At 34.7% G+C, this 26798-nt stretch carries 23 protein-coding genes and 1 tRNA gene; 17 read left to right on the plus strand and 7 right to left on the minus strand.

Features of this window, described 5'->3' with window-relative positions; translation table 11 throughout:
• Positions 1–25 precede the first annotated feature (25 nt).
• From ACFX5D_RS00755 to ACFX5D_RS00775, 5 genes are all read right to left on the minus strand, one after another.
• Positions 26–2755, minus strand: coding sequence for a BamA/OMP85 family outer membrane protein (locus tag ACFX5D_RS00755; protein ID WP_379856374.1), 2730 nt, complete (start codon positions 2753–2755; stop codon positions 26–28).
• Positions 2688–3428 carry an isoprenyl transferase gene (locus ACFX5D_RS00760; protein WP_379856375.1) on the minus strand — a complete coding sequence of 247 codons (741 nt, stop codon included), beginning with the start codon at positions 3426–3428 and terminating at the stop codon, positions 2688–2690. Before ACFX5D_RS00760 ends, ACFX5D_RS00755 begins: the two co-directional genes overlap by 68 nt.
• 4 nt (positions 3429–3432) lie before the next feature.
• Positions 3433–4116 (minus strand): type IX secretion system protein PorG, encoded by a 684-nt coding sequence (gene porG / locus ACFX5D_RS00765; protein ID WP_379856376.1) that lies wholly within the window; start codon positions 4114–4116, stop codon positions 3433–3435.
• Between the two features lie 155 nt (positions 4117–4271).
• Positions 4272–5156: an NAD kinase gene (locus ACFX5D_RS00770; RefSeq protein WP_379856377.1), complete on the minus strand. Its 885-nt coding sequence runs from the start codon at positions 5154–5156 to the stop codon at positions 4272–4274.
• 80 nt (positions 5157–5236) lie between these two features.
• Complete coding sequence (locus tag ACFX5D_RS00775) at positions 5237–5896, minus strand: CBS domain-containing protein (RefSeq protein ID WP_379849322.1); 660 nt, start codon at positions 5894–5896, stop codon at positions 5237–5239.
• Positions 5897–6009: 113 nt separating this feature from the next.
• On the opposite strand from ACFX5D_RS00775, the gene ACFX5D_RS00780 reads away from it, so the two are divergent.
• The 14 genes from ACFX5D_RS00780 to ACFX5D_RS00845 all read left to right on the plus strand — a co-directional run bounded on the left by ACFX5D_RS00780 (position 6010) and on the right by ACFX5D_RS00845 (position 19604).
• Positions 6010–6723 carry a pyridoxine 5'-phosphate synthase gene (locus ACFX5D_RS00780; RefSeq protein ID WP_379856378.1) on the plus strand — a complete coding sequence of 238 codons (714 nt, stop codon included), beginning with the start codon at positions 6010–6012 and terminating at the stop codon, positions 6721–6723.
• A 157-nt stretch (positions 6724–6880) separates the two neighbouring features.
• Positions 6881–7642 (plus strand): alpha/beta fold hydrolase, encoded by a 762-nt coding sequence (locus ACFX5D_RS00785; protein ID WP_379856379.1) that lies wholly within the window; start codon positions 6881–6883, stop codon positions 7640–7642.
• Positions 7643–7695: 53 nt separating this feature from the next.
• Positions 7696–8040 carry a phage holin family protein gene (locus tag ACFX5D_RS00790; RefSeq protein WP_379856380.1) on the plus strand — a complete coding sequence of 115 codons (345 nt, stop codon included), beginning with the start codon at positions 7696–7698 and terminating at the stop codon, positions 8038–8040.
• 84 nt (positions 8041–8124) lie between these two features.
• Positions 8125–8490 (plus strand): hypothetical protein, encoded by a 366-nt coding sequence (locus ACFX5D_RS00795; protein ID WP_379856381.1) that lies wholly within the window; start codon positions 8125–8127, stop codon positions 8488–8490.
• 151 nt (positions 8491–8641) lie between these two features.
• Entirely contained in the window at positions 8642–9535 is an 894-nt protein-coding gene (locus ACFX5D_RS00800) for a DUF3347 domain-containing protein (protein ID WP_379856382.1), read from the plus strand.
• Positions 9536–9537: 2 nt separating this feature from the next.
• Complete coding sequence (locus ACFX5D_RS00805) at positions 9538–10098, plus strand: helix-turn-helix domain-containing protein (protein ID WP_379856383.1); 561 nt, start codon at positions 9538–9540, stop codon at positions 10096–10098.
• A 107-nt stretch (positions 10099–10205) separates the two neighbouring features.
• Positions 10206–10916: a DUF3347 domain-containing protein gene (locus ACFX5D_RS00810; RefSeq protein ID WP_379856384.1), complete on the plus strand. Its 711-nt coding sequence runs from the start codon at positions 10206–10208 to the stop codon at positions 10914–10916.
• Positions 10917–11387, plus strand: coding sequence for a heme-binding domain-containing protein (locus tag ACFX5D_RS00815; RefSeq protein WP_379856385.1), 471 nt, complete (start codon positions 10917–10919; stop codon positions 11385–11387).
• 44 nt (positions 11388–11431) lie between these two features.
• A complete protein-coding gene (locus ACFX5D_RS00820) occupies positions 11432–13966 on the plus strand; it encodes a heavy metal translocating P-type ATPase (RefSeq protein WP_379856386.1) in 2535 nt (844 codons plus the stop codon).
• 186 nt (positions 13967–14152) lie between these two features.
• Positions 14153–14602 carry a universal stress protein gene (locus ACFX5D_RS00825; protein WP_379856387.1) on the plus strand — a complete coding sequence of 150 codons (450 nt, stop codon included), beginning with the start codon at positions 14153–14155 and terminating at the stop codon, positions 14600–14602.
• A 305-nt stretch (positions 14603–14907) separates the two neighbouring features.
• A complete protein-coding gene (locus tag ACFX5D_RS00830) occupies positions 14908–15429 on the plus strand; it encodes a membrane or secreted protein (RefSeq protein ID WP_379856388.1) in 522 nt (173 codons plus the stop codon).
• 194 nt (positions 15430–15623) lie between these two features.
• A complete protein-coding gene (locus ACFX5D_RS00835) occupies positions 15624–18251 on the plus strand; it encodes a multicopper oxidase domain-containing protein (protein ID WP_379856389.1) in 2628 nt (875 codons plus the stop codon).
• 106 nt (positions 18252–18357) lie between these two features.
• A complete protein-coding gene (locus ACFX5D_RS00840; protein WP_379856390.1) occupies positions 18358–18495 on the plus strand; it encodes a hypothetical protein in 138 nt (45 codons plus the stop codon).
• Positions 18496–19532: 1037 nt separating this feature from the next.
• Positions 19533–19604, plus strand: a tRNA-Glu gene (locus tag ACFX5D_RS00845).
• A 206-nt stretch (positions 19605–19810) separates the two neighbouring features.
• On the opposite strand, the gene ACFX5D_RS00850 is transcribed toward ACFX5D_RS00845, so the two are convergent.
• Both ACFX5D_RS00850 and ACFX5D_RS00855 read right to left on the minus strand, forming a co-directional pair.
• The gene (locus ACFX5D_RS00850; RefSeq protein WP_379856391.1) at positions 19811–21592 is read right to left on the minus strand and encodes a T9SS type A sorting domain-containing protein; all 1782 of its coding nucleotides are present in this window, start codon (positions 21590–21592) and stop codon (positions 19811–19813) included.
• A gap of 160 nt (positions 21593–21752) precedes the next feature.
• Positions 21753–22724 carry a tetratricopeptide repeat protein gene (locus ACFX5D_RS00855; protein ID WP_379856392.1) on the minus strand — a complete coding sequence of 324 codons (972 nt, stop codon included), beginning with the start codon at positions 22722–22724 and terminating at the stop codon, positions 21753–21755.
• A 420-nt stretch (positions 22725–23144) separates the two neighbouring features.
• Between ACFX5D_RS00855 and ACFX5D_RS00860 the strand changes: the two genes are divergently transcribed.
• The 3 genes from ACFX5D_RS00860 to clpX all read left to right on the plus strand — a co-directional run bounded on the left by ACFX5D_RS00860 (position 23145) and on the right by clpX (position 26773).
• Entirely contained in the window at positions 23145–24470 is a 1326-nt protein-coding gene (locus tag ACFX5D_RS00860) for a trigger factor (RefSeq protein ID WP_379856393.1), read from the plus strand.
• A gap of 309 nt (positions 24471–24779) precedes the next feature.
• Positions 24780–25454, plus strand: a complete 675-nt coding sequence (gene clpP, locus ACFX5D_RS00865) for an ATP-dependent Clp endopeptidase proteolytic subunit ClpP (RefSeq protein ID WP_126458632.1) — start codon at positions 24780–24782, stop codon at positions 25452–25454.
• A gap of 86 nt (positions 25455–25540) precedes the next feature.
• Complete coding sequence (gene clpX, locus ACFX5D_RS00870; protein ID WP_379856394.1) at positions 25541–26773, plus strand: ATP-dependent Clp protease ATP-binding subunit ClpX; 1233 nt, start codon at positions 25541–25543, stop codon at positions 26771–26773.
• The last annotated feature ends 25 nt before the right edge of the window (positions 26774–26798 follow it).

Consider the following 26798-nt stretch of genomic DNA (forward strand, 5'->3'; position numbering starts at 1 on the left):
TATTAGAAAATTTTATGTCATTTTTTTAAAATTGTTGTCCAATGATAAAGTGTGTTTCCCATCCGTTAGGTTTTGATGTTCCTGGTAAAGCATCAAAGCCATATCCAAAATCAATGCCTAATAGTCCAAACGCTGGCATAAATACACGTAATCCAGCTCCAGCGGAACGACTTAACGCAAACGGATTGTAAGTTTTAAAATCCTTATAAGACGAACCTGCTTCTAAGAAAGTCAATGCATAAATAGATGCAGATGATTTCAATGTTATAGGATACCGCATTTCTAATGAAAATTTATTGTAAACAGTTGCTCCAATTTGTTCTCCCTTAGTATTTACTGGTGTCAACGAGTTGTTTGGGTAACCTCTTAACTGTATCGTTTCTCTACCATCCATCGAGTAATTCGCTAACCCATCACCACCTACATAGAATCGTTCAAATGGTATAGCCCCTCTATTTTGGTTATATGCTCCAAGAAATCCAAACTCAGTTAATGTTCGCAGCACTAATTTACCATAAATTTTGGTGTACCAATCGGCTTTGAACTTTATTTTGTAATATTCTAACCAATTAAATTTCTTTTGATCTACTAATGCAGGGTCAGCAGCAGCATCTTCATAGCTGAAAACTTTATTTCCGGCGGCATCAATGTAATCTCCTATTTTAACGGTATGCCCATTTGCATCTGGTGTATTTGACCTGTCAACCGTGTTTTTTAATTTGAATTCTTCTTTATCTCCTAATCTGGCATAATCAATTCCGTTCATCAAAGAATATGGAGGCGTCACTTTTGCAGAAATGCTAAATTCCGATCCGTACATAGGGAAAATTGGGTTAGTTCCTTTATTACTTCTTGTTAAGCCTATTGTATAAGCTAAGTTTCGGGATGTTCCATTACCAAAAGTAAATAAGCCTGTATTATAATTATGCAAATCATATTGTTGGTAGCTTACAGATTGTGATAAAACAAAGAAATCATCTGGCACAGTCAGTCTTTTTGCTAAGCCTACGGATAAGGTTAAAATATTAAAACTTTTAGTTTTATCAACTCTGCGTGTAATGTAATTATTTAAAAACTGTTTGCTATAAGATAGTGAGGTGCTGAATTGTACGGGCTTTTTTTGTCCGAACCAAGGTTCAGAGAAGGACACACTGTACGTCTGGAAATAAGTACTCCCTTGTAATCGCAAGGAAACTTTTTGTCCGTCACCCATAGGTAATGGTTTGTATGCTTCTTTATTTAAAAGGTTCCGTGCGGAGAAGTTATTAAATGACAGCCCTAGGGTACCTATGAAACCTCCACCACCATAACCTCCTTGAAGTTCTATCTGGCTAGATCCCTTTTCTATAAGATTATATTCAATGTCAACTGTTCCTGCGCCCGAGTCTACGTTTTTGAATTTTGGATCAATTGCTTCCGGGTCAAAGAATCCTAATTGTCCGATCTCACGGATGGTTCTTACCAATTCTTCTTTACTGTATTTGTCTCCTGGCTTAGTTCTTAATTCTCTGTAAATGACACGGTCATTTGTTTTGTCATTTCCTACAACCGTAATTTTATTAAAATAAGCTAATGGACCTTCAGTAACTCTAATTTCAAAATCGATAGTGTCGTTGGCCGTTTTTACCTCTACTGCATTTATATTAGAAAACAAATACCCATTGTTTTGATATAAATTGGTAATGTCTTCACTGTCTGGTTTTGATTTATCCGCAATACGTTTCTCAAGTAAGACTCCGTTATAGGTTTCTCCTTTTTTAACGCCCAGTATTCTACTTAACAACTGATCAGAATATACCGTATTTCCTAGAAATTTAATATTTCCAAAATAGTATTTATTTCCCTCTTCAACATTTATTTTAATCGCTAATGCATTTTTATTCTTATTATAAGTAACCGAATCCGAAAGTATTCTTGCATCACGATATCCTTTTTCTTTATAAGCGGCTATTACTTTTTCTAAGTCTGTTTTGTATTTTGCCTGTATAAATTTGGATGCTTTTAAAATACGTAGCGGGTTTTTTTGTTTTGTATCTTTCATTGCATTTCGCAAATTCTTATCAGATAATTTGTCGTTCCCAACAAAATCAATACTTTGTATTTTTACTTTATCTCCTTTATCAATTGTAACAAGCATATTTACTTGATTTACAGTTGATGTGTCTTTTGGGGTGGTAATATTTACTTTAGTATTGTAATAACCTTCTTTTTTGTATTTACTTTCGATGTAGTTTTTTGTGGTAGTAATTAAATTTTCATTTACTACTTTGCCTCTAGTAAGACCGTTGTCTTTAATTAGACCTTCAGTTTTATTTTTCTTAATTCCTACAAATTTCACCTCGTTTAACTTAGGCAATTCTACTAGGTTTAAATCAAGATAAATACTATCATTTTGTATTTTATTCACATAAAACGAAATTTCATCAAAAAGACCTAATTTTCCAAGTTTTTTAATAGCTCCACTTATTTCTTCGCCTGGAATTGTTATTTCTTGTCCTTTTTGAAGTCCTGCAAAAGTTACTACTGTTTGATTATTAAAACTTATTTTGCCAACAACGGTAACATCTGCTAGAATATATTTCTTTCCTTGGTCAAAGGGTACTCGATCTTGAGCTTTAATTTGGGTAAAACTTCCAAAAATTAATAAGGTAAGGGCTATTCCTATTTTCTGATTTAACACTAAAAAATTATTTAATTTGTTCACTTGTTTTTCCAAATCTACGTTCTCTTTTTTGATAACTAACAATAGCCTCATATAAATCTTGTTCTTTAAAGTCTGGCCACAATATATCAGTAAAATACAATTCTGCATAGGCAATTTGCCATAGCAAAAAATTACTTATTCTATGTTCTCCGCTTGTTCGTATTAATAAATCTACATCTGGTAAATTTTGCGTGTAAAGATGCTCATTTATAATTGAATCATCAATACTGTCTATTGAAATTATATTATTTTTAACTTTACTACAAATGTTTTTTACAGCACTGACTAATTCTTCCCTAGAACCGTAGCTTAAAGCTAGCGTTAGAGTCATTTTAGTGTTGTCTTTTGTTTTATTTATTACATCAAGAAGTTCCTTTTGAGCCGATTTTGGTAATTTTTCCAAATTACCAATAGCATTCAGTTTGATGTTATTTTTTTGCAGTGTTACAAGTTCTTTTTTTAATGAATTAATTAGAACTTTCATTAATGTTTCGACCTCTAGTTTTGGTCTGTTCCAGTTTTCTGACGAAAAAGCGTATAGCGTAAGAAATTCAATTCCTAATCTAGCACTGGCTTCAATTATTACTTTGACTGATTTTGTTCCGCTTTGATGTCCCAAAGATCTCAAAAGTCCTTGTTGTTTTGCCCAACGTCCATTGCCATCCATGATGATGGCTAAATGTTTGGGTAAGTTAGTTGCGTCAATTCTATTTAATATTTCCATTTCTTTAATCTGCACAATAGCAAGGTTTGTTACCAAAAGTATACGTTAAGGTTAGTCCGCAGAAAACATACCAATCGTTATTATTTATGTTGCCAAATTGTAAAATTTTTAGATTTTCATTCTTTGGGTTGCTTCCATCAATATCATCGGCAAAGGTATATCTGGCTCCAACTTCTATTCCTAAAACAAAATTAGGTGTAATATTTGATTTCACACCTAAAATCATTGGTACTGCTATGGTTCCGTGGTTAGAATCTGATCTAGTTTTCCCATCTACAAAAAATAGACCTTCATATTGTACATAGCTTAAACCAGAGTATACATAAGGCGTAATTTTGGTTCTTAATTCGTGCAGATTAAAATCAAAAAAATTAAATTCGAGCCCAGCAGAGAATTCTTTAACGCTGTTTTCAAAACGATATCCTCTTTGATTTCTACTAGCTTCTTCAGAATTTAGATCGTTTGCAGTAATTTTCGATTGTGTATATGAAAACCGATAGGAATGTCTTGGACTTTTATTCCATTTATAAAGTATTCCAATAGCAGGTTCATTAGGGGATATGTAAGTTGTTGAACCTACATCGCCTATGAAGTTACTACCACCAACAAAAACTCCAATCTCATGAATTTGAGCTTGTATTGCCATGAAAGGGAATAGGAATATAAAAAAGTTTAGAATACGGTTCATTTACTTAAAAATTGCGTGCAAATATAATAATTATCGATATAATTCGACACCTATTTAGTTAATTGTATGTTTTTTCTAAAAACAAGTATAATTCGGTATTTGTTTATGAAAACGTAAAAAAGAGGTTGAATCGTATAGTATTCGCTATAAATGCTTTAATTCCTTTTGTCTTCTCCCCAAAGTAATTTAGTGCGAAGCGTTTTTAAAAATGTTTCTTCAGGAATTTCTACCATGTTTATTTGAAAGGGCGTTTTTTTAATCGTCAGAATCGATTCGTTTTTTACAGAAGTAATTCTGGAATCTAAGGAAACGAGATAATTTTCCTCTCTGCCAGAAATTTTTAATCGGATTTCGGTTTCGTCTGGAACAACCAGTGGTCTCGCGTTCAGGTTATGAGGAGCGATAGGTGTGATAACTAAACTTTTTACATCGGGGGTGAGTATGGGTCCTCCGCAACTCAAAGAATATCCCGTTGAACCCGTAGGGGTGGAAATAATCAATCCATCTGCCCAATAGGAATTTAAAAATTCATCATTAAGATATGTGTCTATGGTAATCATCGAGGTAGTATCTTTTCTACTAACAGTGATTTCATTCATGGCAAAGTTAATGTCCTGAATAGATTCATTGTTTGGAGAACATGATAAACTTAATAATGTTCTTTTTGAAAGGGTATATTTTTTTTCAATTACAAATTGCATAAACGCGGCAATATTTTCTTTTTGAACGGTTGCTAAAAAACCTAAACGGCCCGCATTAATACCCAATATAGGTACTTCTGAATCTCGCACTAAGGTTGCAGCTCTTAAAATTGTTCCGTCCCCACCAATGCTTATCAGCATATCAAAACTAGCATCTAATTCGGTATGAGATTCAAACGTTTTGTATTCTTTTTGAACAATCTTTTTTTCGTAAAGTATTTTCAAAAAGGCCAAATCAATAACCATCTCTACCTTATTGGTATTAAAAAAAACGAAGATGTCTTTAATTATCGGTTCGGTGCTGTTCTGATAATATTGTCCGTATATAGCTACTTTCATTTATTTAAATTAGATAATTAGATAATGTGTAAATCAGATAATTAAACTGCTAATTTTGTCATTTTCCAATTTGTTTTTTATTAGATATTAAGGTATTTATCTAAATAATCAGAACGTTCTTTTAAACTGTTAATGTAATTGTCTTCTTGATGTTCGGAAATGATTTCATAATTATACCTTCTGAAAGTTTGAATGATTTCATTTATGGCTCCCAACGTTATTTTCATCGTAACTTGTACACTTTCTACGTCTGCTTCAGAGATGAACAAGCCTAAAAGTTTTCCGTTATTACTTTCAACTATTTGAGTAATTTGCCCCATTGAGTAATCTAACACTCCTTTTTTGACAATAATAATTCCCCCAGGCTCTTTCAAAAAGGGAGTTTCATGAAAAAATCGCATGATGTCTTCGATTTCATAATAGCCAACATATTTATTGTTTTCGTCCAAAACAGGTACTAAGTTAGTATGATTCTTTGCGAAAATTTCTAATACGTCCAGCCAGATTGTATTTGTTCTAACGAAAAATCCTTCGAGAGTAAATCTGTAATCTGCTATTTTTTTCTTGTTTTCAAAAGTTACAATATCATCTGCGGCCATACTGCCAATATAAACTTCCTCCTCAATTACAGGAAAATGTGAAAAGTGCACATCATTAAAAAAGTCTTGAACATCCGCAATAGTATCTTGGCTGTCAATCGGTTTAAAATCATTAGTAATATATTCTGTAATTTCTGTCATAAATCAATCTCAATATTTCATGCAAAATAATCAAAAATAAGCAAAAACTCCTAGGTTTTACTTTGTATTTTTGTCACAACAAATACTATTTTTCATAATCAAAAAGTGTTCCAATGACAAAATTAAGCGTAAACATCAATAAAATAGCTACTTTACGAAATGCGCGTGGAGGAAATGTTCCCGATTTATTAAAGGTAGCAACTGATATTCAAAAGTTCGGGGCAGAAGGAATCACCATTCATCCGCGTCCAGATGAGCGTCACATCCGTTATCAAGATGCCAGAGATTTGAAATCCATTGTTTACACCGAATATAATATTGAGGGAAATCCAGAGAAAACATTTATCGATCTTGTTCTCGAAATCAAACCTACCCAAGTTACTTTAGTTCCAGATGCTGTCGATGCGATAACTTCCAATGCAGGTTGGAATACCATAAAACATGCCGAATATTTAACCGAAATTGTGCAAGAATTTCAACGCAACGGAATCCGAACTTCTATTTTTGTGGATCCGGTTCTAGAAATGATTGAAGGCGCAAAAAAAATTGGAACTGAAAGAATCGAATTGTATACCGAGGCATTCGCACACGAATACGGTTTGGGTAACAAAAGAGGTATACAGCCGTTTATGGAATCAGCAATTCTGGCCAATCAAATCGGTTTGGGAATCAATGCAGGTCACGATTTGAGTTTAGACAATATTCAGTTTTTCAAGGAAAATATACCGGGATTGCTGGAAGTTTCCATTGGTCACGCTTTAATTTCCGAAGCTCTTTATCTGGGATTGGATAATGTGATCAACATGTATTTGCAAAAATTAAAATAAAATAATTGGGGCGTGACCACGCTTTCACTAGCGTTGCAGCGTGGTCGGGCTATCCGTTGCAATCTTTTTTTCATTCCACTATCGTTTCATGTTAAAAAAGGATTTCCACTGCTATCCCTCACGCACGTAATTCTGCAATCTAAAATCTAAAATCAAAATGCTCTACTCAAAAATAGAAGGTTCAGGCAAACCACTTTTAATTCTCCACGGCTTTTTGGGAATGTCGGATAATTGGAAAACACTAGGAACTCAGTTTGGAACCGAAGGTTTTCAAGTTCACATGATCGATTTGCGCAATCATGGCCGAAGCTTGCATTCGGAGGAATTTAGTTATGAAATGATGGTTCAGGATATTTTCGAGTATTGCCATGCCAATAATTTAGAAAACATAAATATAATCGGGCATTCCATGGGTGGAAAAGTAGCCATGTTTGTGGCGACAACGCATCCGGAATTAGTAAACAAATTGATTGTTGCCGATATTGGACCAAAATTTTATCCGCAGCACCATCAGGATATTTTGGCGGGATTGAATGCGGTTGATTTCTCCAAAAAACCAACTCGAAACGAAGTCGAGGAAATTATGTCTCAATATATTCCTGATTTTGGAACGAGACAATTCCTAATGAAAAGTTTATATTGGCAAGAACCGGGGCAGCTCGCTTTCCGATTCAATTTGGAAGTTTTCAATAAAAAAATGGACGAAATAGGAGTTCCGTTGCCACCAAATGCTGTTTTTGAGAAACCAACATTATTCATCCGTGGTGAAAATTCAAATTATGTTTTAGACTCTGATTTTGAAGGCATAAAACAGCATTTCCCTAATTTTACTATTGAAACGATTCCTAATGCAGGGCATTGGCTTCATGCGGAAAATCCAGTCCTTTTTTATCAAATATCGAGTTCTTTCTTAAAATAAATTAATCAGATTTAAATTTTTCTTACATTTATTTAAATTTTAAAACAAAAAGTATGAATTTATTATTCAGAATCCTTATTACAGCAGGTTTGGTACTACTTATTGCTCACTTTATGCCGGGCGTTCATGTGGCTAGTTTTACTACAGCTTTAGTTGTAGCTATAGTTCTTGGTTTACTTAACATATTTATCAAACCAATATTGGTAATACTAACGCTGCCAGTGACGATTCTGACACTGGGATTGTTTTTGCTGGTCATTAATGCATTGATTATATTATTGTGCACTCATATTGTTGGTGGTTTTCATGTTGATTCCTTTTGGACAGCATTAATCTTTAGTATTATATTGTCGTTGTTACAATCGATAATGAATGGGATATTGGGGGAAGGAAAGTAATTGGTTTTTTAACAAGTAATTAGGAGTTAATAAATTAACAACAGCCGTTTATTTAATACCTTTGTTTTTTGCAAAAGTTAGATCATGACAAAAAAGTTTTACATAATGCTACTTGTTATGCTTGGTTTCTTTGTGATGCCAAGCGTAGCTTTTGCATGTGGAACAAAACCAGAGAAAGCGTGTTGTAAAAAAGAAGCTGCTTCGCAAAGCGAGAAATCGGCTTGCTGTACTAAGGAAAAAAGTTCAAAAAGTCATAAAGGTTGTAACGGCGGATGCAAACATGTTTCTTGCACCAGTTCTGTCGTTAATTTGGCCTTGTCTTCTCTTTCTTATGTTGAACTTAATAGTCAACTCTTTAGTTTCTCACCCGAGAAACAAAATTATTATTATTCAGAAATCTTCATTTCTTCAGATTTCCGTTCCATTTGGCTTCCACCTAAAATAAGCTAAATTTCTATTTAGACAGCCATTATTGGGTCTAATTCAAAGCATAACTCCTTTAAAATCATTAAATTTATAGTCTGATTCAATTTGAATTGTAGCAATATGCTAGTTTTTCAATATTGATTGGGGCTCATTCACTTCAAAATTATTTAAAACAATGAAATCAATAAAAAAAATATTGATGGCAATTACACTATTGCTTTCAATGACAATTGCGAACGCACAAATAAAAAATGCTAAAACCGAAACAGTAAAAATTTACGGGAATTGCGGAATGTGTGAAACAACCATAGAGAAAGCAGGAAATATAAAAAAAGTAGCTCAGGTAGATTGGGATAAAGACACCAAAATGGCTACTTTGACTTATGATTCAGCAAAAACGAATCAGGACGAAATCTTAAAACGTATTGCCTTGGCAGGTTATGATAGCGAGAAATTCCTTGCTCCTGATGCTGCCTATAACAGCCTTGCCGGTTGTTGCCAATACGAGCGTGAAGCTAAAGTATCGGTGACAGGATTTGCGAAAACAAAGGAGAGCGATCGCGAACAGGCCAAAAAAATGGCAGGAATGGAAAATCATGAAAATCATGCAGAAACACCTAAAAAGGATCAAGTAGCAGAAAATCAATTAAAACCAGTTTTTGAGAATTACTTTTTATTAAAAGATGCCTTGGTTAAAACGGATGGAAAAGTAGCTTCTTCAGTGGCAAAAGATTTATTGACTTCCTTAAATGGGGTAAAAATGGACAAGCTGGCTATGGATGTTCACATGGTTTGGATGAAAGTGATGAAAGATTTAACCGCTGATACTAAAAGTGTTTCTGAAACACAGGATATCAAAAAACAAAGAATGGTTTTTATGTCATTATCAAAAAACATGTATGATTTGATCAAAGTGGCTAAGTATGAAACGCCGGTTTTTTATCAATTTTGTCCAATGGCAAATGGAGGAAAAGGTGCTAATTGGTTGAGCAAAGACAATGGAATTAAAAATCCATATTATGGTTCACAAATGTTGTCTTGTGGTAAGACAGTTGAAACCATTAAATAAAAATGAAGATTTATATCAAAAATATGGTATGCAATCGCTGTAATATTGTCGTGAAGTCTGAACTTGAAAAAATTGGACTTCACGCTATTTCGGTTCAACTCGGAGAAGTCGAATTTTTGGACGATTTTAAAGATGATGAAAAAGAGATACTTATAAAAAGGTTACGCGCACTTGGTTTCGAATTATTAGAAGATAAAATTAGGATCACCATTGAGCGGATAAAGAATCTGATCGTTGATTTGGTGCATCGTAAAGACATTGAACTAAAAACCAATTTATCGTACTATTTATCGAAACAATTAGGACAAGATTATAACGTATTGAGTAACTCGTTTTCCGAAGTTGAGGGTAAGACTATAGAACATTATTTTATTGCTCAAAAGATTGAAAAAGTAAAGGAGCTAATAATGTATAATGAGTTAACACTAAGTGAAATTGCAATTCAATTGAATTATAGTGATGTGGCACATTTAAGCAATCAGTTCAAAAAAATTACAGGCTTTACTCCAAGTCAATTCAAAAAAAATAAAGAAAACATGCGATTTCAAATTGATAAATTATAAATTTTACAATTTTCATCCAAAATTATACAACAACATACAAGGATTATTTTAAGAACTTTGAATACAAAAATAAAGCTACTATTAAAAATAAATCTAAAAATATTAAAATGAAAAAAGTATTCTTATCATCCCTAATCATAGCATTAACTATGTCGGCTTGCAATCAAAAAACAAAACTTTCTGAAGAAACAAAAATAGAAAAAACAACGAATTCCTCAGATTTATACGCTTGTTCCATGCATCCTGAAGTTACAGGAAAAAAAGGAGCGGCATGCTCTAAGTGTGGAATGGAATTGACAGAGCCTGTTAGTCAAGCGACAAAAACTATCCCAAATACGGTTGTTGAAACTAAGCTAGAAACAACAGCAGTAACTGCTTCCCAATCTTCTTTTTCGATCAATGAAATCGTCGCTAATTATCTAAAACTGAAAAATGCATTTGTGAAAGATGATTCGAAAGGAGCGGCAAACGCCGGCAAAGCTTTATATGTGACGCTAAATACTTTAGATTCAAAATCACTGGATGCGAAATTGAAAAAGGAATACATTGATATTGCCGATGATGCCAAAGAGCATGCGGAACATATTGGTAGCAATGCAGGAAAAATTGAGCATCAAAGAGAACATTTTGCTATGTTGAGCAAGGACGTAAACGATTTGATAAAGACTTTTGGGACTACCCAAAAATTGTATCAGGATTATTGTCCAATGTATGACGAAGGGAAAAGCGGGTATTGGATAAGTGAAACTAAGGAAATTAAAAATCCATATTATGGTTCCCAAATGCTTACCTGCGGATCAGTAAGAAAAACATTCTAAATGAAAATTAGTATCAAAAAAATATTCGTTTTAGGTTTTATTATTTTTTTGCTGATACAATTTTATCAACCTACTCGCAATTTAGATTACGGGCAGGTTTTGCCCAGCCATTTCACCAGAATTTACGCTGTTCCGGCTGATGTAAAAACTATTTTGCGAACTTCTTGTTACGATTGTCACAGTAACAACACAGAATATCCGTGGTACTCGTACATTCAACCTGCGAGAATGTTTTTGGATAGTCATATTAAAGAAGGAAAAGAAAACTTGAATTTCAGTACGTTTGGCGATTATTCTCCACGCAAGCAGGGAAACAAATTAGAACGAATTGTTAAGCAAATTAAATCTGATGAAATGCCATTAGCGTCTTACACACTGATACATAAAAATGCCATACTTACTCAGGAGAATAAAAAGGTGTTGATTAATTGGATAGAACAAACTAGAGATAGTATTTCATCACAAAATTAGATGACAATTGTACAATAGTTGATTCACCCGCACAAAATAATCTTATGATACATACTTATACTGTTACTGGAATGTCATGCGACGGTTGTCGTTCCAAAGTTGAAAAAACATTGAATGCTGTTGATCGGGTTCAAGCGACAGTTACTTTAGATCCTCCTTTAGCAACCATCACAATGAAAAAACATATTGCCACTGCTCAATTACAAGAGACATTGACAGCTGCTGGAAAATATACAATAGAAATGAATAATGGGGTTGATTCTCATTTAACGACGGAGAAATCAATAGAAAAATCGTGTTGCAGTTCGAATAAGCCCCAAGAAAAATCTTTAGAAACGTTACCCAGCAATGTGCCAGGCAAATATTATTGCCCGATGCATTGTGAGGGGGAGAAAGTTTATGATAAACCGGGAGATTGTCCCGTTTGCGGAATGGATTTGGTTAAAGAAGCAACGATAGTAAGTAGTAAAACGATGTACACTTGTCCGATGCATCCTGAAATTGTCAAAGAAGGTCCTGGTTCTTGTCCCATTTGTGGAATGGATTTAGTACCAATGGAGCCGACCGATGCTGAAGAAAATAAGGTTTATGATGACTTAGTGCGTAAAATGAAAATCGCTGTAGTTTTTACGGTTCCTATTTTTATTGTTGCCATGTCAGATATGATTCCAAATAACCCATTAATGAAAATAATGGATGCTTCAAAATGGAATTGGGTACAACTAATTTTATCGCTTCCGGTAGTTTTTTATGCGTGTTGGATGTTTTTTATTCGAGCTTATAAATCTATTATTACATGGAATCTCAATATGTTTACCCTTATCGGAATTGGTACGGGAGTGGCATTTTTATTTAGTTTAGTTGGGATGTTTTTTCCCGATGTTTTTCCCGATGAATTCAAAACACATAACGGAACTGTTTCGCTGTATTTTGAAGCAACAACAGTAATTTTAACGTTGGTTTTGTTAGGACAACTTTTAGAAGCCATAGCACACAGTCAAACCAGTGGAGCGATAAAAGAATTATTGAAGTTAGCACCAACCGAAGCCACTTTGGTAGTCGATGGAGCTGATAAAGTAATCTCCATTCACGATATCAAAAAAGGAGATTTGTTGCGTGTAAAACCAGGAGATAAAATTCCGGTTGATGGAAAAATTACCGATGGAGAAAGTACGATTGATGAATCGATGATTTCTGGAGAACCCATTCCCGTTGATAAAAAAATCGATGATTATGTTGTAGCGGGAACCATAAACGGGAATAAGTCCTTTGTCATGATTGCCGAAAAAGTAGGTTCAGAAACTTTGCTTTCGCAAATCGTTAAGATGGTAAATGAGGCCAGTCGTTCCAGAGCTCCCATTCAAAAGCTAGCGGATAGTATCGCTAAATATTTTGTCCCAATTGTAGTTGTAGTTTCTGTAGTAACTTTTTTTGTTTGGGCAAAATTTGGACCGGAACCAGCGATGGTTTATGGATTTATCAATGCCATTGCGGTATTAATTATTGCGTGTCCTTGTGCTTTGGGATTAGCCACCCCCATGTCAGTAATGGTTGGTGTTGGGAAAGGAGCACAATCTGGTGTTTTGATAAAAAACGCGGAAGCACTGGAAAATATGAACAAAGTAAATGTTCTGATTACGGATAAAACAGGAACAATTACGGAAGGAAAACCATCTGTTGAAAAAATCTTCGCTACTAATAATGATGATGATTCTTTATTGCAAAGCATCGCTTCTTTAAATCAGTACAGCGAACATCCTTTGGCGCAAGCGGTAGTCAATTTTGCGAAAGCAAAAGGAGTTGCTTTAATCGAAGTAAAGGATTTTGAAGCAGTTTCCGGGAAAGGGGTTACAGGTACGGTAACCAACAAAAAAGTAGCTCTTGGGAATAAAAAATTAATGGAACAGGTGAGTGCTATGGTTTCGGAAGACCTGGAAAATCAGATTATCGCAGAGCAAAAATTAGGTAAAACTGTTTCCTATATATCAGTTGACGGAATTGCAGTGGGGTTTGTGTCGATTAGTGATGCTATAAAAGCAACAAGTGTAGAAGCCCTCAAAGAGTTGATACGTCAAGGAGTTGAGGTAATCATGTTGACCGGCGACAATGAAAATACGGCAAAAGCAGTTGCTGAAGAGTTGCATTTAAGCTCTTATAAAGCGGGCTGTTTACCGGAAGACAAACTTAAGGAAATTAAGCGACTGCAAGGAGAAGGAAAAATTGTTGCGATGGCAGGCGATGGTATAAACGATGCTCCGGCTTTGGCGCAAGCCGATATAGGAATTGCAATGGGAACGGGAACGGATGTTGCCATCGAAAGTGCTAAAATTACGTTGGTAAAAGGCGATTTGCAAGGTATAGTAAAAGCCAAAAAACTTAGTCATGCCGTGATGAAAAATATTAAGCAAAATTTATTTTTTGCTTTCTTTTATAATGTGCTGGGAATTCCAATTGCTGCGGGTGCTTTATATCCGTTTTTTGGAGTTTTACTTTCGCCAATGATCGCCGCTTTGGCAATGAGTTTTAGTTCGGTTTCTGTCATTGCAAATGCATTAAGATTACGAAGTTTAAAGCTTTAAATAAAGAAGTTGTTGCATTTTTTTTTGGAATTACAACTTGTATTATACTTGGTTGCAAATTAGGCTTTGGTTGTTTTAAATATAGAAAATCACATCTGAATGTGTAGAAATTGTCTTAAATTTATAGTACGATTTTAATGGATTGTATTTTTCAAATTACGGATTATCAATAAATAGTATACTCAAATGAAAATAATTTTAGCAACAGATGGATCTCCTTTTAGTCTGGCAATGGTAAAAGAGTTTGCCGGTAGACCTTTACCCATAAATACAAAAGTAAAAATCATCTCCGTTTATGAAGCAGATAGGCTCATGAACGTAGCTCCAATGGGTGTTTTAACGGAATATTACGACAATGCTAATATGAATTCTTTGAAGTTTGCAGAGAAGTCTGTAGCTGAAGCAGCGGAAATAATTAGAAATAAAAATCCTGAACTTGCCGTTTTAACGCAGGCAATAGAGGGCGTTCCTAAAACTGTTATTGTTGATGAGGCCGAAAAGTTTGGTGCTGATTTAATCGTTCTTGGGTCACATGGTTATGGTCTTGTTGAGCGTCTTTTATTAGGATCGGTTTCACAGTCGGTTGCACTTCATGCAAAATGTTCTGTTGAAATTGTTCGTAAAAAAACAAAATGAAGGTGTAACCGTAACGTAATAGAAAAAGTGCAAGTGATTTTCTATTAAATAAAGAAAGAATGAAATTCGGTTAGTTGGCTAGCCTTTTATTATCGAATAACAAAAGAGAGTAATTATATAATTTTTTTCAAAATTTAACAAGTTTATTTCGCTTTAAAGCGCGGATCTTTATAAGGTTAGTAGGTTTAACAAATAAATTCAATATCATGAAAACAGCACAAAAAATTGCATTATCGATTGGGTTAATTGGTCTTCTATATTCTTGCCAGTCAACTAATCAGGTTCTCTCAAAATCAGATAAGAGAATGGAAATTATGAATGAGATTGCTAATAATGAAAGTATGTCTAAAGAGATGATGGGGATACTTATGAATAGCAAAAGTGGTATGATGATGATGCAGGAGAAGGAAAAGGAAATGATGAAGGATAGTCATGCAAAAATGATGACAATGATGAAGGAAAATCCAGAAATGATGAAAAGTATGATGTCAGAAATGATGAAGAATAATCCAGAAATGATGAAAGAGAATCATGCTAGAATGATGGCAATGATGAAAGAAAATCCGGAAATGATGAAAGCTATGATGTCTGAGATGATGAAAGGAATGAAGGATGACCCCGAAATGATGAAAAGTATGATGTCAAAGTTGATGGAGTCATCAAAAGGGGATGATGCTATGATGGCTGGAATGTGTAAGGAGATGATGGGAAGTGAACAAATGATGAAAATGATGGACAAAATGAAAAAAGAAAAAATGGACAATAGTAAAATGAAAGGGATGGATAAAAAACCAGAAAAGAAAGAAGATCATAAAGCACATCATTAATATTTAATTTAACCATAATCCTAAAGAATCATGTTGAATAACGGTAACGGAGAAATGCATATGGGGGAATATTCTTTCATGGGAATGCATCCATTTTGGTTAATTTTAATAATCGTACTGCTTCTTTTTATGTTGGTACTGTTGAACCGATTTAGAAAAAGAAAATAATTAATTCAAAATTTAGAACCATAAAAATGAAAAAAATAACACTGATAGCTTTCATCCTGACTTTTTACTCCTTTATGCAGGCAGAAAATAAGGTTGAGGGAAATATTTCTAGGAGACTAGAGATTTTGCAGACGCAGCCTGAAACCTACACCTGTATAATGCATCCTGAAATTCATGCCACTAAACCGGGGAAATGCCCCAAATGCGGTATGGATTTGATTAAGGAAAAAGCAAAACCGTTAAAAAAAACCGTTAAAAAATACCAGGCTTCAAAAGTAGCTCCTGTAGAAGCAAATCCTATTCAAACAAAAGCAGTAAATAATGATTTACATCAAAATCATACAAATGTTTCCGCAGATGACACTAAAATGAAAGCGGAACCGGTTAAAAGATCTGCTAAAAATGCGCCACCAAGAACCGTTCGTTACGATTTATACGTTCGGGATACAATGGTAACTTTTGGCGATAAACCGAAAAGAGCGATTGCCGTAAACGGACAAATCCCAATGCCGACACTTACGTTTACCGAAGGCGATATTGCCGAAATTTATGTGCATAACGAATTAAATGAAGAAACTTCGTTGCATTGGCATGGATTATTTTTGCCAAATAAGGAAGACGGCGTGCCTAATTTGACCCAAATGCCAATCAAACCGCATACCACGCATAAATATACGTTTCCAATTATTCAGCACGGAACGCACTGGTATCACAGTCATACCGGTTTGCAGGAACAAATTGGGATGTATGGTTTGTTTATCATGAACAAAAGAAACGAAGACACAACCTTTAGGGAAGGAATTGATGATTTACCGACAGTTCCAATCATTTTGAGTGAATGGACAGATATGAAACCGGAAAATGTACATCGGATGTTGCACAATGCCACGGATTGGTTCGCAATTCAAAAAGGAACTACCCAGAGCTATGCCGAAGCCCTAAAAGCAAGACATTTCAAAACAAAAGTCACCAACGAATGGAAAAGAATGAACGCCATGGACGTAAGTGACGTGTATTACAATAAATTCCTGATCAACGGCAAAAATGAAAGCCAACTTTCGCAGTTTAAAGCGGGTGATAAAGTGAGGCTGCGGATTGCCAATGGTGGCGCTTCAACTTATTTTTGGCTGAACTATGCCGGAGGGAAAATTATGGTGGTGGCCAGTGATGGTAATGATGTTGAGCCTGTTGAAGTCGATCGATTGCTTGTTGCGGTTTCTGAAACGTATGATGTTGTTGTAACTATTCCTGCTGAAAAAACGGCGTTTGAATTTTTAGTGACATCAGAGGACCGAACAAAATCTGCTTCCTTGTATTTAGGGAATGGGATCAAGCAATTGATTACACCGATGCCTAAATTAAAGTATTTTGAAGGAATGAAAATGATGAATGGAATGATGAAGATGAATGGAGATTTAGACGATATGGGCATGAAAATGTCATTGAATCAAATGGATATGAATGTGGTGATGTATCCTGAAATTACGGGACCTTTAAACGATAAAAAAGGAACTCAAAAAGAAGTTCAAATGGATCATTCTTCGCACGATATGGGAAAAATGAAAATGGATGATTCTTCCGTAAAAAAGGACAACATGAAAATGACCGAAGCCGATTATAACAGCAATGAACTTTCAGATATTACGACCTTGAATTATGCAATGCTGAAATCACCTACTAAAACAACCTTGCCAAAAGACGCACCGGTAAAAGAATTGCGATTTGAATTATCCGGAAACATGAATCGCTATGTTTGGAGTCTGGACAATAAAGTAGTTTCTGAAGCCGATAAAATTTTAATTAAAAAAGGAGAGAATGTCCGAATTGTGCTCTTCAACGGCTCAATGATGCGCCATCCCATGCACTTGCACGGACATGATTTCAGAGTGCTGAACGGTCAAGAAGAATACGCACCACTGAAAAACATCATCGATATTATGCCAATGGAAACCGATACAATTGAGTTTAATGCGAATGTGAAAGGCGATTGGTTTTTTCATTGCCATATCCTCTATCACATGATGGCGGGAATGGGAAGGGTTTTAAGTTATGAAAATCAAGAGCCAAATCCTTTGATTCCAGATCCAAAGTTAGCACAGCGTAAATTATTCGCTGATGACAGAGCCTTTCATATAATGGCCGAAAATGATTTTGCGACCAATGGAAATGACGGAATGCTGATGATTCAAAACACACGTTGGAGTATTGGCACCGAATGGAGATTGGGGTATAATGACCATCATGGTTATGAAACTGAAACGCATATTGGAAGATACATCGGGAAAATGCAATGGCTGATGCCGTTCGTAGGTTTTGATTGGAGGTATCGAAAAATGAAAGATGGAGAGATGGAGAAAAATCTTTTTGGTCAAGAAAGTACCAAAGACAAACGAGCGGTTGCAAGTTTAGGAGTTGAATACACACTGCCTATGCTAGTGAAATTTCAAACAGAAGTTTTTAGTGATGGAAAAGTCAGATTTCAATTCGAACGCATGGATATTCCGGTTTCAAAAAGATTGAGAATGAATTTAATGTGGAATACGGATAGAGAATACATGGCAGGGTTGCGGTATATTGTTAAAAGAAATTTTGGAATTACCACGCATTATGACAGCGATATGGGATTTGGTTTTGGGTTGAATGTGAATTATTAAATTCACAGTGTGAAACGTTTATATCGTGCCTCACTGATTCGGAGTAAATTATAAATCCACCCTGTGGAGTCATTAAGATTCCATTTAACCTTTAAAACAAAAAATTATGTTGAATAACGATAATGGAGAAATGCACATGGGATCCTACATGTTTATGGGGATGCATATTTTTTGGTGGTTTTCAATAATCGTTTTAGGGCTGGCATTATTAGTGGCAGCTCATAAGTATAGAAAAAGAAAATGATTTTGAACGGGACTTCTTAATTAATTTGAAATAGATTTTCAACTTAAAAATAAAAAACAGCCATAATGATTTGGCTGAAAGTGTGGGTGTAGTAACTGGAAAAATTATCCTAAAATTTTGTAATGTGTCTTACTATTCTACAACAGTAAGACACAATTAAATCAATCTTTTTTATGTTGTTCTGTGTGATTTTGATTTCCGTTAATCATATGATCCCGCACGTTCATTCCGTTTGACATTCCGATCGTAAATGCAGTAATAATTAGCATAATTTTTTTTAACCCAAAGAATAGTGCGTTTAGATCGCTCTAAACGTATTTTATTTTTGTGTTTACACATTTTGCAAATGATAAATGATTAGACATTTAGTATTTTCTTTATGCATGGAATTGCATAAATACGTAGAAAGAATTTTCTAAGCTATGTATAAACTTTTATAGGAATTTCTTGAAGTAATTGTCTCATTTATAAAAATGTATTGAGATGCAAATGAACTTACTTTTTGATAAAGCAGCGTTTGTAATTTTAGAAGTACCGGAATTTGAAGACTATAAATATCTTGAAGTTGGTGGAAGGCTAATTGAAATAAGAATGAAGTTTCTCCAGCCGAATTTGTCTGATTGAAAACATATGATTTCGAATCCTTATAGTTTAATTCTCTTCTGAGAATTACGTTCGAGGATCTAAAGCACCATCATTTACCATCAGGCCAAAAGCCAGAAAGAGTGAAATTAAATATTTTAAACACTCTGTCAATCTATTTAGTTTGAATTATAATTTCAAAAGTATAAAAGTAACTGTGAATTAAGGATTATTTTTTTATTCTTTGTCTTCACAAGCGACACATTCGCATTAGACTTTAGCTTTTTTTCATGAAAAATGAACATGTTTAAAAAAACTTATTTGTGGTAGTTGTTAGTTCTGAATTGATTACAATTTATGAGTTCAATAGAGACTGTTTTTATTTGAAGGTTTTTGGTTTTGGCTTTGTGTGTCTCAAAAATAGTATTATTTTTGCACCTGAATAAAAAAAATAAGGCCCGTTCGTCTATCGGTTAGGACGCATGGTTTTCATCCATGTAAGAGCGGTTCGATTCCGCTACGGGCTACAATTCATAAACACAATCTTAAAAAGCCTCGAAAATTATTTTTTGAGGCTTTTTTAGTAGCGGTTTTAGCTGTTCTTATTGTAGATGAGATAATAGTCAGATACGTTCGCAGCATTTACGACAACATTATTCTTTGAATGAACACTTTGCGGAGTTGGGGAGGTTTTAGTTTTCATTTACTACGAATTTAGCCAATAATTTAAAACTTATAATTTCAAAAATTTCTTTGAAATGATTTCTTTTTCTGTATAGATTGTCAGAAAGTAAGTTCCCGAGGCTAATTGTGAAACATCTATATTATATATACTTTCATTTAAAGAAGGCAGGATATTTCCTAATTTTTTTCCTGTCAAATCAATAAGTGTTATTTTTTTGATTTTCTGATGATCTGTATTAATATTCAATTGATTGTGTACTGGATTTGGAAATAATAGAATTGTATTAGAAAGTTGCACGTTTTCAGCAATGCCTAACGTGTTGTATGAAATCTGAGCAGCAAAGGCATCATCTTGCCCGGTATAACCACCAGTTGCAGTTGTAATACTGACTGAATTTCCAAAATCCAAAGTAGCGCTAAACCTTCCTGAAATATAAGCCGAGTTGTTCCTAATATCTAACCCATGAAACCAAATATGCCATATGTTTTTTAGGTGATACATATTGAGGTAATTTCCGTTTGATGGACTGATTTCCGCCAATGACATTCCCATTTGCTGTCCCCGAGATGGGTCATTATAAGTAGTGTTACTGCCTGCAAGGCCATTTACGGTATAAGTGAATGTTCCTAAATAATTCATACCAACGAACACACGACCGTCATCATTGATATCAATAATTGAGGCTGTTCTTCCACTGGAATTGGTAGAAATGCCTCCGTCGAGTTTTTTTGCCCACAATAGATTACTTTCTGAATTCATTTTCCCAAAAAATGGTGTCGATTGACTGCTGTCATTGCTACCGCTATCCAGAACAAAAGTTGTATTAGAAGGTTCGAGATTGATATGGTTGGTGAAGTTTCCTGAAAAATAAATATTATTATTCGCATCAATTGCAATTGCATTGGCTTGTTCGGCTGAATTATTGTTGCCAACCATTGTTCCTTGAGCAGTTTTTGCCCAGATAAAATCGCCGTTACTGCCAAGCTTCACAATAGCTAAATCAGGGTAATTCACATCAGACTGAATATAATTTCCTGACGGCGGATTGAGATAAACATTTCCATAAGTGCCACCGGCCAAAATAATATTGTTTTGAGAATCTGTAGCAATGTCATTAATTCTATATCGCCCGTATAAGTTTGAGGCGAAAATTTTATTCCAGATGAAGCCACCTTCTTTATCTATTTTTATGATAAAATTGTTGCGTCCTGTCGCTGTACTGACTTGCATGGTATTTCCAAAATCAAAATCTATACTGTTCTGAAATTCTCCTGTGAGCAAGATGTTGTTTTCGTTATCAATCTCTATTCCTGTAGTTTCTATTCCTGAATTAATTATCGAGCCAAATTGAAAATGTTTGCCCCAGATGTATTCGCCGCTGCTGCTTAATTTTACAACATAGGCACTTGGATAGGGAGAAACAACCGTATGGATATCGGTTCCGTTACCCGGATTAAGGTCAATGGAACCTGTAAATTGTGAAGTCAGGTACAGATTATTGCTGCCATCAAGTGTTAAATACGATGACTCCATGCGCATTTCGTTCTTGAAAACTTTAACCCAAAGCAAGCTTCCTGTAGGACTCAATTTTTGAACATATACGTCACCATATTGCATCGCTACCTCAGTAATATTTGTATTTCCGGAATCGAAATTGGTCGTTTGTCTGAAAATTCCCGAAGCATAGGTATTTCCGTTTGTATCAGCCAGAATATTGGAACCAATGTCTAATTGGTCTGGACCACCGGTTGCCCTCGCCCATTGAGCAGTTTGTCCGTAAGTGATTCCCGTCAGTAAAAAAAGTGCAATCAGTAAAGTATTTTTTTTCATAATTTTAGTTCAGATTCAGCGTTTATAGCAATTTTATGAAATTTATTTTGAGTAGTTTAGTGGCTTTTATATTCTGTCAACGTTCTCATGCTAAAGTGGTTTAGTCCTAAATTAAGCCAATTGATCAAATCCGTTGTAGTAGCCAGCAGTATAATTTATACTATTGATATATGATTTTTGTAGTCTTAAAAAAATTAATCCATTTGTCTTTTAAGTTTGCGGGCACTGTAGATTCTTTAACCGCTCTAAAATTTATGTATAATGATGTTTTGCCTTGCGTTATGTACCAAAGTTGAGATTCGGGATTTTTGTAGTCTTTAGATTTAGGACTTTCGATTGTGAAAATTATCCAAGGATATTCTACACTTTCATCTTTTTCAATAAATGTTAATTTAGCTTTTGGAGAGCTTTCTTTTAACCTTTCAAATTGCATTGCCATTGCTTTATCCATCGGTATATTTTTTGCGCCTTTTATAGATATCATGGTTCCAATTTCTGTCCAATTATCAAAGGTTTCATTTGAAGGGATTAATTCAAGCATTGTCATCTCATCGTTTTCTTGGTTGCTTCCAATTTTCCAGTTTTCGCTTTCTGGCCAATGAAGAGATAAAGATTCACCATCTTGTTGTTCATTACCACAAAACTGACTTAAATATCTATCAGCTTGTTTATCTCCAATTTCTTTTGCTTTATTAAAATCTGAACAAGCACCATTTTTGTTTCCTATTTGGGCTCTAATTTGTCCACGTAAAGTTAAAGCATTTGGAAATTTTTGGTCAATTTCTATTGTTTTGTCAAGGTCAGGCAAGGCTTCTTTATATTTTTCTTGACTTACATAAACGCTCGCTCTACTATAAAATGCTTTTATAAAAGTCGGGTCAAGATCAATTGTTTTGTCAAAGTCTTTCTTTGCCGACTTAAAATCTTTTAATCCAAGTTCGCAAACTCCACGATTATAATACCCAACTTTTAAATCTTTATCCGCTTTGATCGCTTTACTATATTCTTTAATTGCACCTTCATAGTCTTTTGAGTTATGTTTCTCAATTCCACTTTTTAGATATTCGTCTGCGGTTTGTCCGAAAGAAGTTGTAAAAATTGCACATGCTAAAAATGTAAATAGTTGTTTCATATGTTTCATTTTGGTTTTATGTATTGATGGCAACTTGTATATTGGTCTGATAGCGTCCGACTTATCTACCCTAAATTGGGTTGCTTTGTCTGATAAGCGTCAATGTTTATTTAATTTCAAATATATAAATAAATTATTACAAATTATCAAAGAGATTTTATTGTCGCATACCTCAAGCCGCGTGAAGGATGGCAGTGGAGCTCTTTTATAGGCTGCCTTTTTTTTTGCAGGCGATAAAAAGCGGGAACGTTCAGCCTGACCCGCAGTTTTTACGGAGGGACACGCCCAAATTATTTTCCTTTTCTGGCCTGTAATTTTGTCAAATAACTGCCTAAAATTCAAAATGGTAAAATGCTTGTTTGGGTTGGAAAAATTTTATAATTTTGCAATCCAATTTTATTATGTAAATTAAAGAAGAAGATGGATATCAAAAGAGTAGCAATAGACGCTGTGAATGAAACAATTGTAATGACTGTTGTTCACATGGATTACAAAGGACAAGTAGCAAAAAGAATAAACGAAAAAATGCCTTTGGCAACAGTTAAGGGATTTAGAAAAGGAGCGGTGCCTAAAGATCTTGTTGAAAAACAATACGGTAAAGCAATCAAACAAGAAGAAGTTCAAAAAGTGGTTGATTTGGCTTTAGAGCGTTTCGTACAATCAGAAAGATTAAATCTTCTTGGAACGCCACTTCCTAAAGTAGATGAGCATTTTTCTTGGGATGCTGAAGAATTGGTTTTCGAATATGAAATTGGTTTAGTGCCAAACTTCGTATTGGATTTAGAAGCTACAAACGACATTGTGAAATATGTAGTTTCAGCTGATGCTAAATTAGTTGACGGTCAAGTGGAAAGAATCCAAAAACAATTTGGAACTGCAATTCCTCAAGAAGTTGTTGCTGCAGATTCTGATATTACTGGAACTTTCACAAACGAAGAAAAAGGAATTAACAACGCTACTACTATTGCTGCTGATCTTTTCAAAGACAAAGCTACTTTTGATTTATTCATTGGTAAAAAAGTAGGTGATGTAGTGACTGTAAATACTAAAGGTTTATTTGAAGACGATCATCAATTGATGGATGTTATGAAAGTAAGTCATGATGACGTTCACGGATTAGAAGTTAATGTAGATTTCACAATCGAAGCGATCAATACAGCTGAATTGGCTGAATTGAACCAAGAATTGTTTGACAAACTTTTTGGAGCAGGAACTGTTGCTTCACTTGAAGAATTGAAAGCAAAAATCAAAGAAGACGCTGAGACTCAATTTGCACAACAAGCTGACCAAAAATTATTGGCTGATGTTCAGGATTTCTTGATCGAAAATACAAAATTCGACTTGCCATCTGAATTCTTGAAAAAATGGTTGCAAACGGTTGGAGAGAAAAAATTGTCTCCTGAAGAAGCTGAAGTAGAATATACAAGATCAGAAAGAGGATTGCGTTTTCAGTTAATCGAAGGTAGAGCAATGGCTTCAAGCGACATCAAAATAACTTTTGAAGACTTGAAAACATTCACTACAAAATCAATCAAACAACAAATGGCGCAATTCGGGCAAACAAATCCTACTGACGAAGAAGTTCAAGCAATTGTTGCAAGAGTTTTGTCAAATCAAGACGAAGTAAAAAGACTTTCGGACCAAGTTGTTGCTGAGAAATTATTGGAATTGTTCAAAGAGAAAGCAAATCCTACTACTAAAGAAGTAACTTACGACGAATTTATTGCCGCTTCATACGGAGAATAATTTCTAAAAAAATAAGTATATTTGAGCGTCAAAAGAATAATTTTTTTGGCGCTCTTTTATTTGAATTAATTTCAGGAGCTAATCCAGCTATCCGTTGCAAGTTTTTTCTTCCGTTTAAGTTTTTTTTATGCTACAAGAGCTTCTTCCAGTCGCTTTGCAAGCATAAAAAAACTAAAAAACGGAATTCAAAAAGCTTTTTACTTTTATCTGGGCTAAAAAATAAGACATATTGACATCATTTGTAAAGAGGTATGACCTTTGCATTAAACCGAATCACAAGATATTACTTAAAACTTAGAACAAAAAAATATGAACTACGGTAAAGAATTTAAAAAGTTTGCTACAAAGGACCACGGCGTAAACTCCATGTATTACGATAAAATCGTAGGTGCAATGACTCCTAAAAACATGACTCCCTATATCATTGAAGAACGTCAATTGAATATTTCACAATTAGACGTATTTTCCAGATTGATGATGGACAGAATTATATTCTTGGGAACAGGAATAGATGACCAAATCGCAAACATCGTTCAGGCACAGTTATTGTTCCTTGAAAGTGCTGATGCTTCTAAGGATATTCAAATTTATTTGAATTCTCCAGGAGGAAGCGTTTACGCAGGATTGGGAATTTATGACACGATGCAATACATCAAACCAGATGTAGCGACAATTTGTACCGGAATGGCAGCTTCTATGGGAGCAGTGCTGTTGTGTGCAGGTGCTGCAGGAAAACGTTCGGCATTGCCACATTCACGAGTAATGATTCACCAACCATCAGGTGGAGCGCAAGGAGTTGCTACCGATATGGAAATCAACTTACGTGAAATGTTGAAACTGAAAGATGAGTTGTACAAAATTATCTCTCACCACTCCGGACAAACTTTCGATAAGGTTCATACAGATAGCGAGCGTGATTATTGGATGATTGCCGAAGAAGCAAAAGCATACGGAATGATTGATGAAGTTTTAGTAAGAGGATAAATTATTAGTCGAAAGTCAAAAGTCGGAAAGTCAAAAGCATTGCTCAGACATTACGACTTTTGACTGTATGACATTAGACGATAAAAATGGCAAAAGTAGTATTAGAATGTTCGTTTTGTGGAAGAAAGAAGCCAGAAACCCAATTATTGATTGCTGGTATCAATGCACATATCTGTGATAAATGTATTGAACAAGCGCACGGTATTGTCCTTGAAGAAATAAAATCCAGCGGAAGTTCAAAACTGGTTGGAGATTTGATTTTGAAGAAACCAAAAGAAATCAGAGCGTTCTTGGATCAATATGTTATTGGACAGGACCAAACTAAAAAAGTAATGTCGGTTGCGGTTTACAATCACTACAAACGTTTGATGCAACAGCAATTGGACGATGAGGTTGAGATTGAAAAAAGTAACATCATCATGGTGGGACAAACAGGAACAGGAAAAACATTGGTTGCTAAAACCATTGCAAAAATGTTGGATGTGCCTTTGGCTATTGTTGATGCGACCGTTTTAACAGAAGCAGGTTATGTTGGGGAAGATGTCGAAAGTATTTTGACGCGTCTTTTACAAGCTGCTGATTATGATGTAGCCAAAGCCGAACGTGGAATTGTATTCATTGACGAAATAGATAAAATTGCACGTAAAAGTGACAATCCGTCTATTACGCGTGACGTTTCTGGGGAAGGTGTGCAGCAAGCATTATTGAAATTATTGGAAGGAACCGTTGTGAATGTGCCACCAAAAGGAGGACGCAAGCATCCGGACCAAAAATTTGTAGAGGTAAATACACAAAACATTTTGTTTATCGCCGGTGGTGCTTTTGATGGAATCGAACGAATTATTTCGAAACGATTGAACCGCCAAGCCGTAGGTTATTCTACTTCTAAAAATGTGGACAATATTGACAAAGACAATTTGTTGCAATACATTATTCCAAAGGATATCAAAGATTTTGGATTGATTCCGGAGATTATTGGTCGTTTGCCAGTTTTGACACACATGGATCCTTTAGACAGAGAAACTTTGCGTGCAATATTAACACAACCTAAAAATGCGTTAATCAAGCAATACGAGAAGTTGTTTTTAATGGACGATGTTGAATTTACCATTACAAATGCAGCATTGGATTTTATTGTTGATAAAGCACTAGAATACAAATTAGGAGCTCGTGGATTGCGTTCTTTATGCGAAGCTATCTTAACTGACGCGATGTATGAATTGCCAAGTTCTGATGAAAAAATATTAGAAATTGACGTAGATTATGCAAAAGAAACGTTGAATAAAAATTTATTGAAACGTTTGGAGATTGCATCATAAAGATTCTATTTTTCTCATAAATACT

This window comes from Flavobacterium fructosi, assembly GCF_042787335.1.
Lineage (GTDB): Bacteria > Bacteroidota > Bacteroidia > Flavobacteriales > Flavobacteriaceae > Flavobacterium > Flavobacterium fructosi.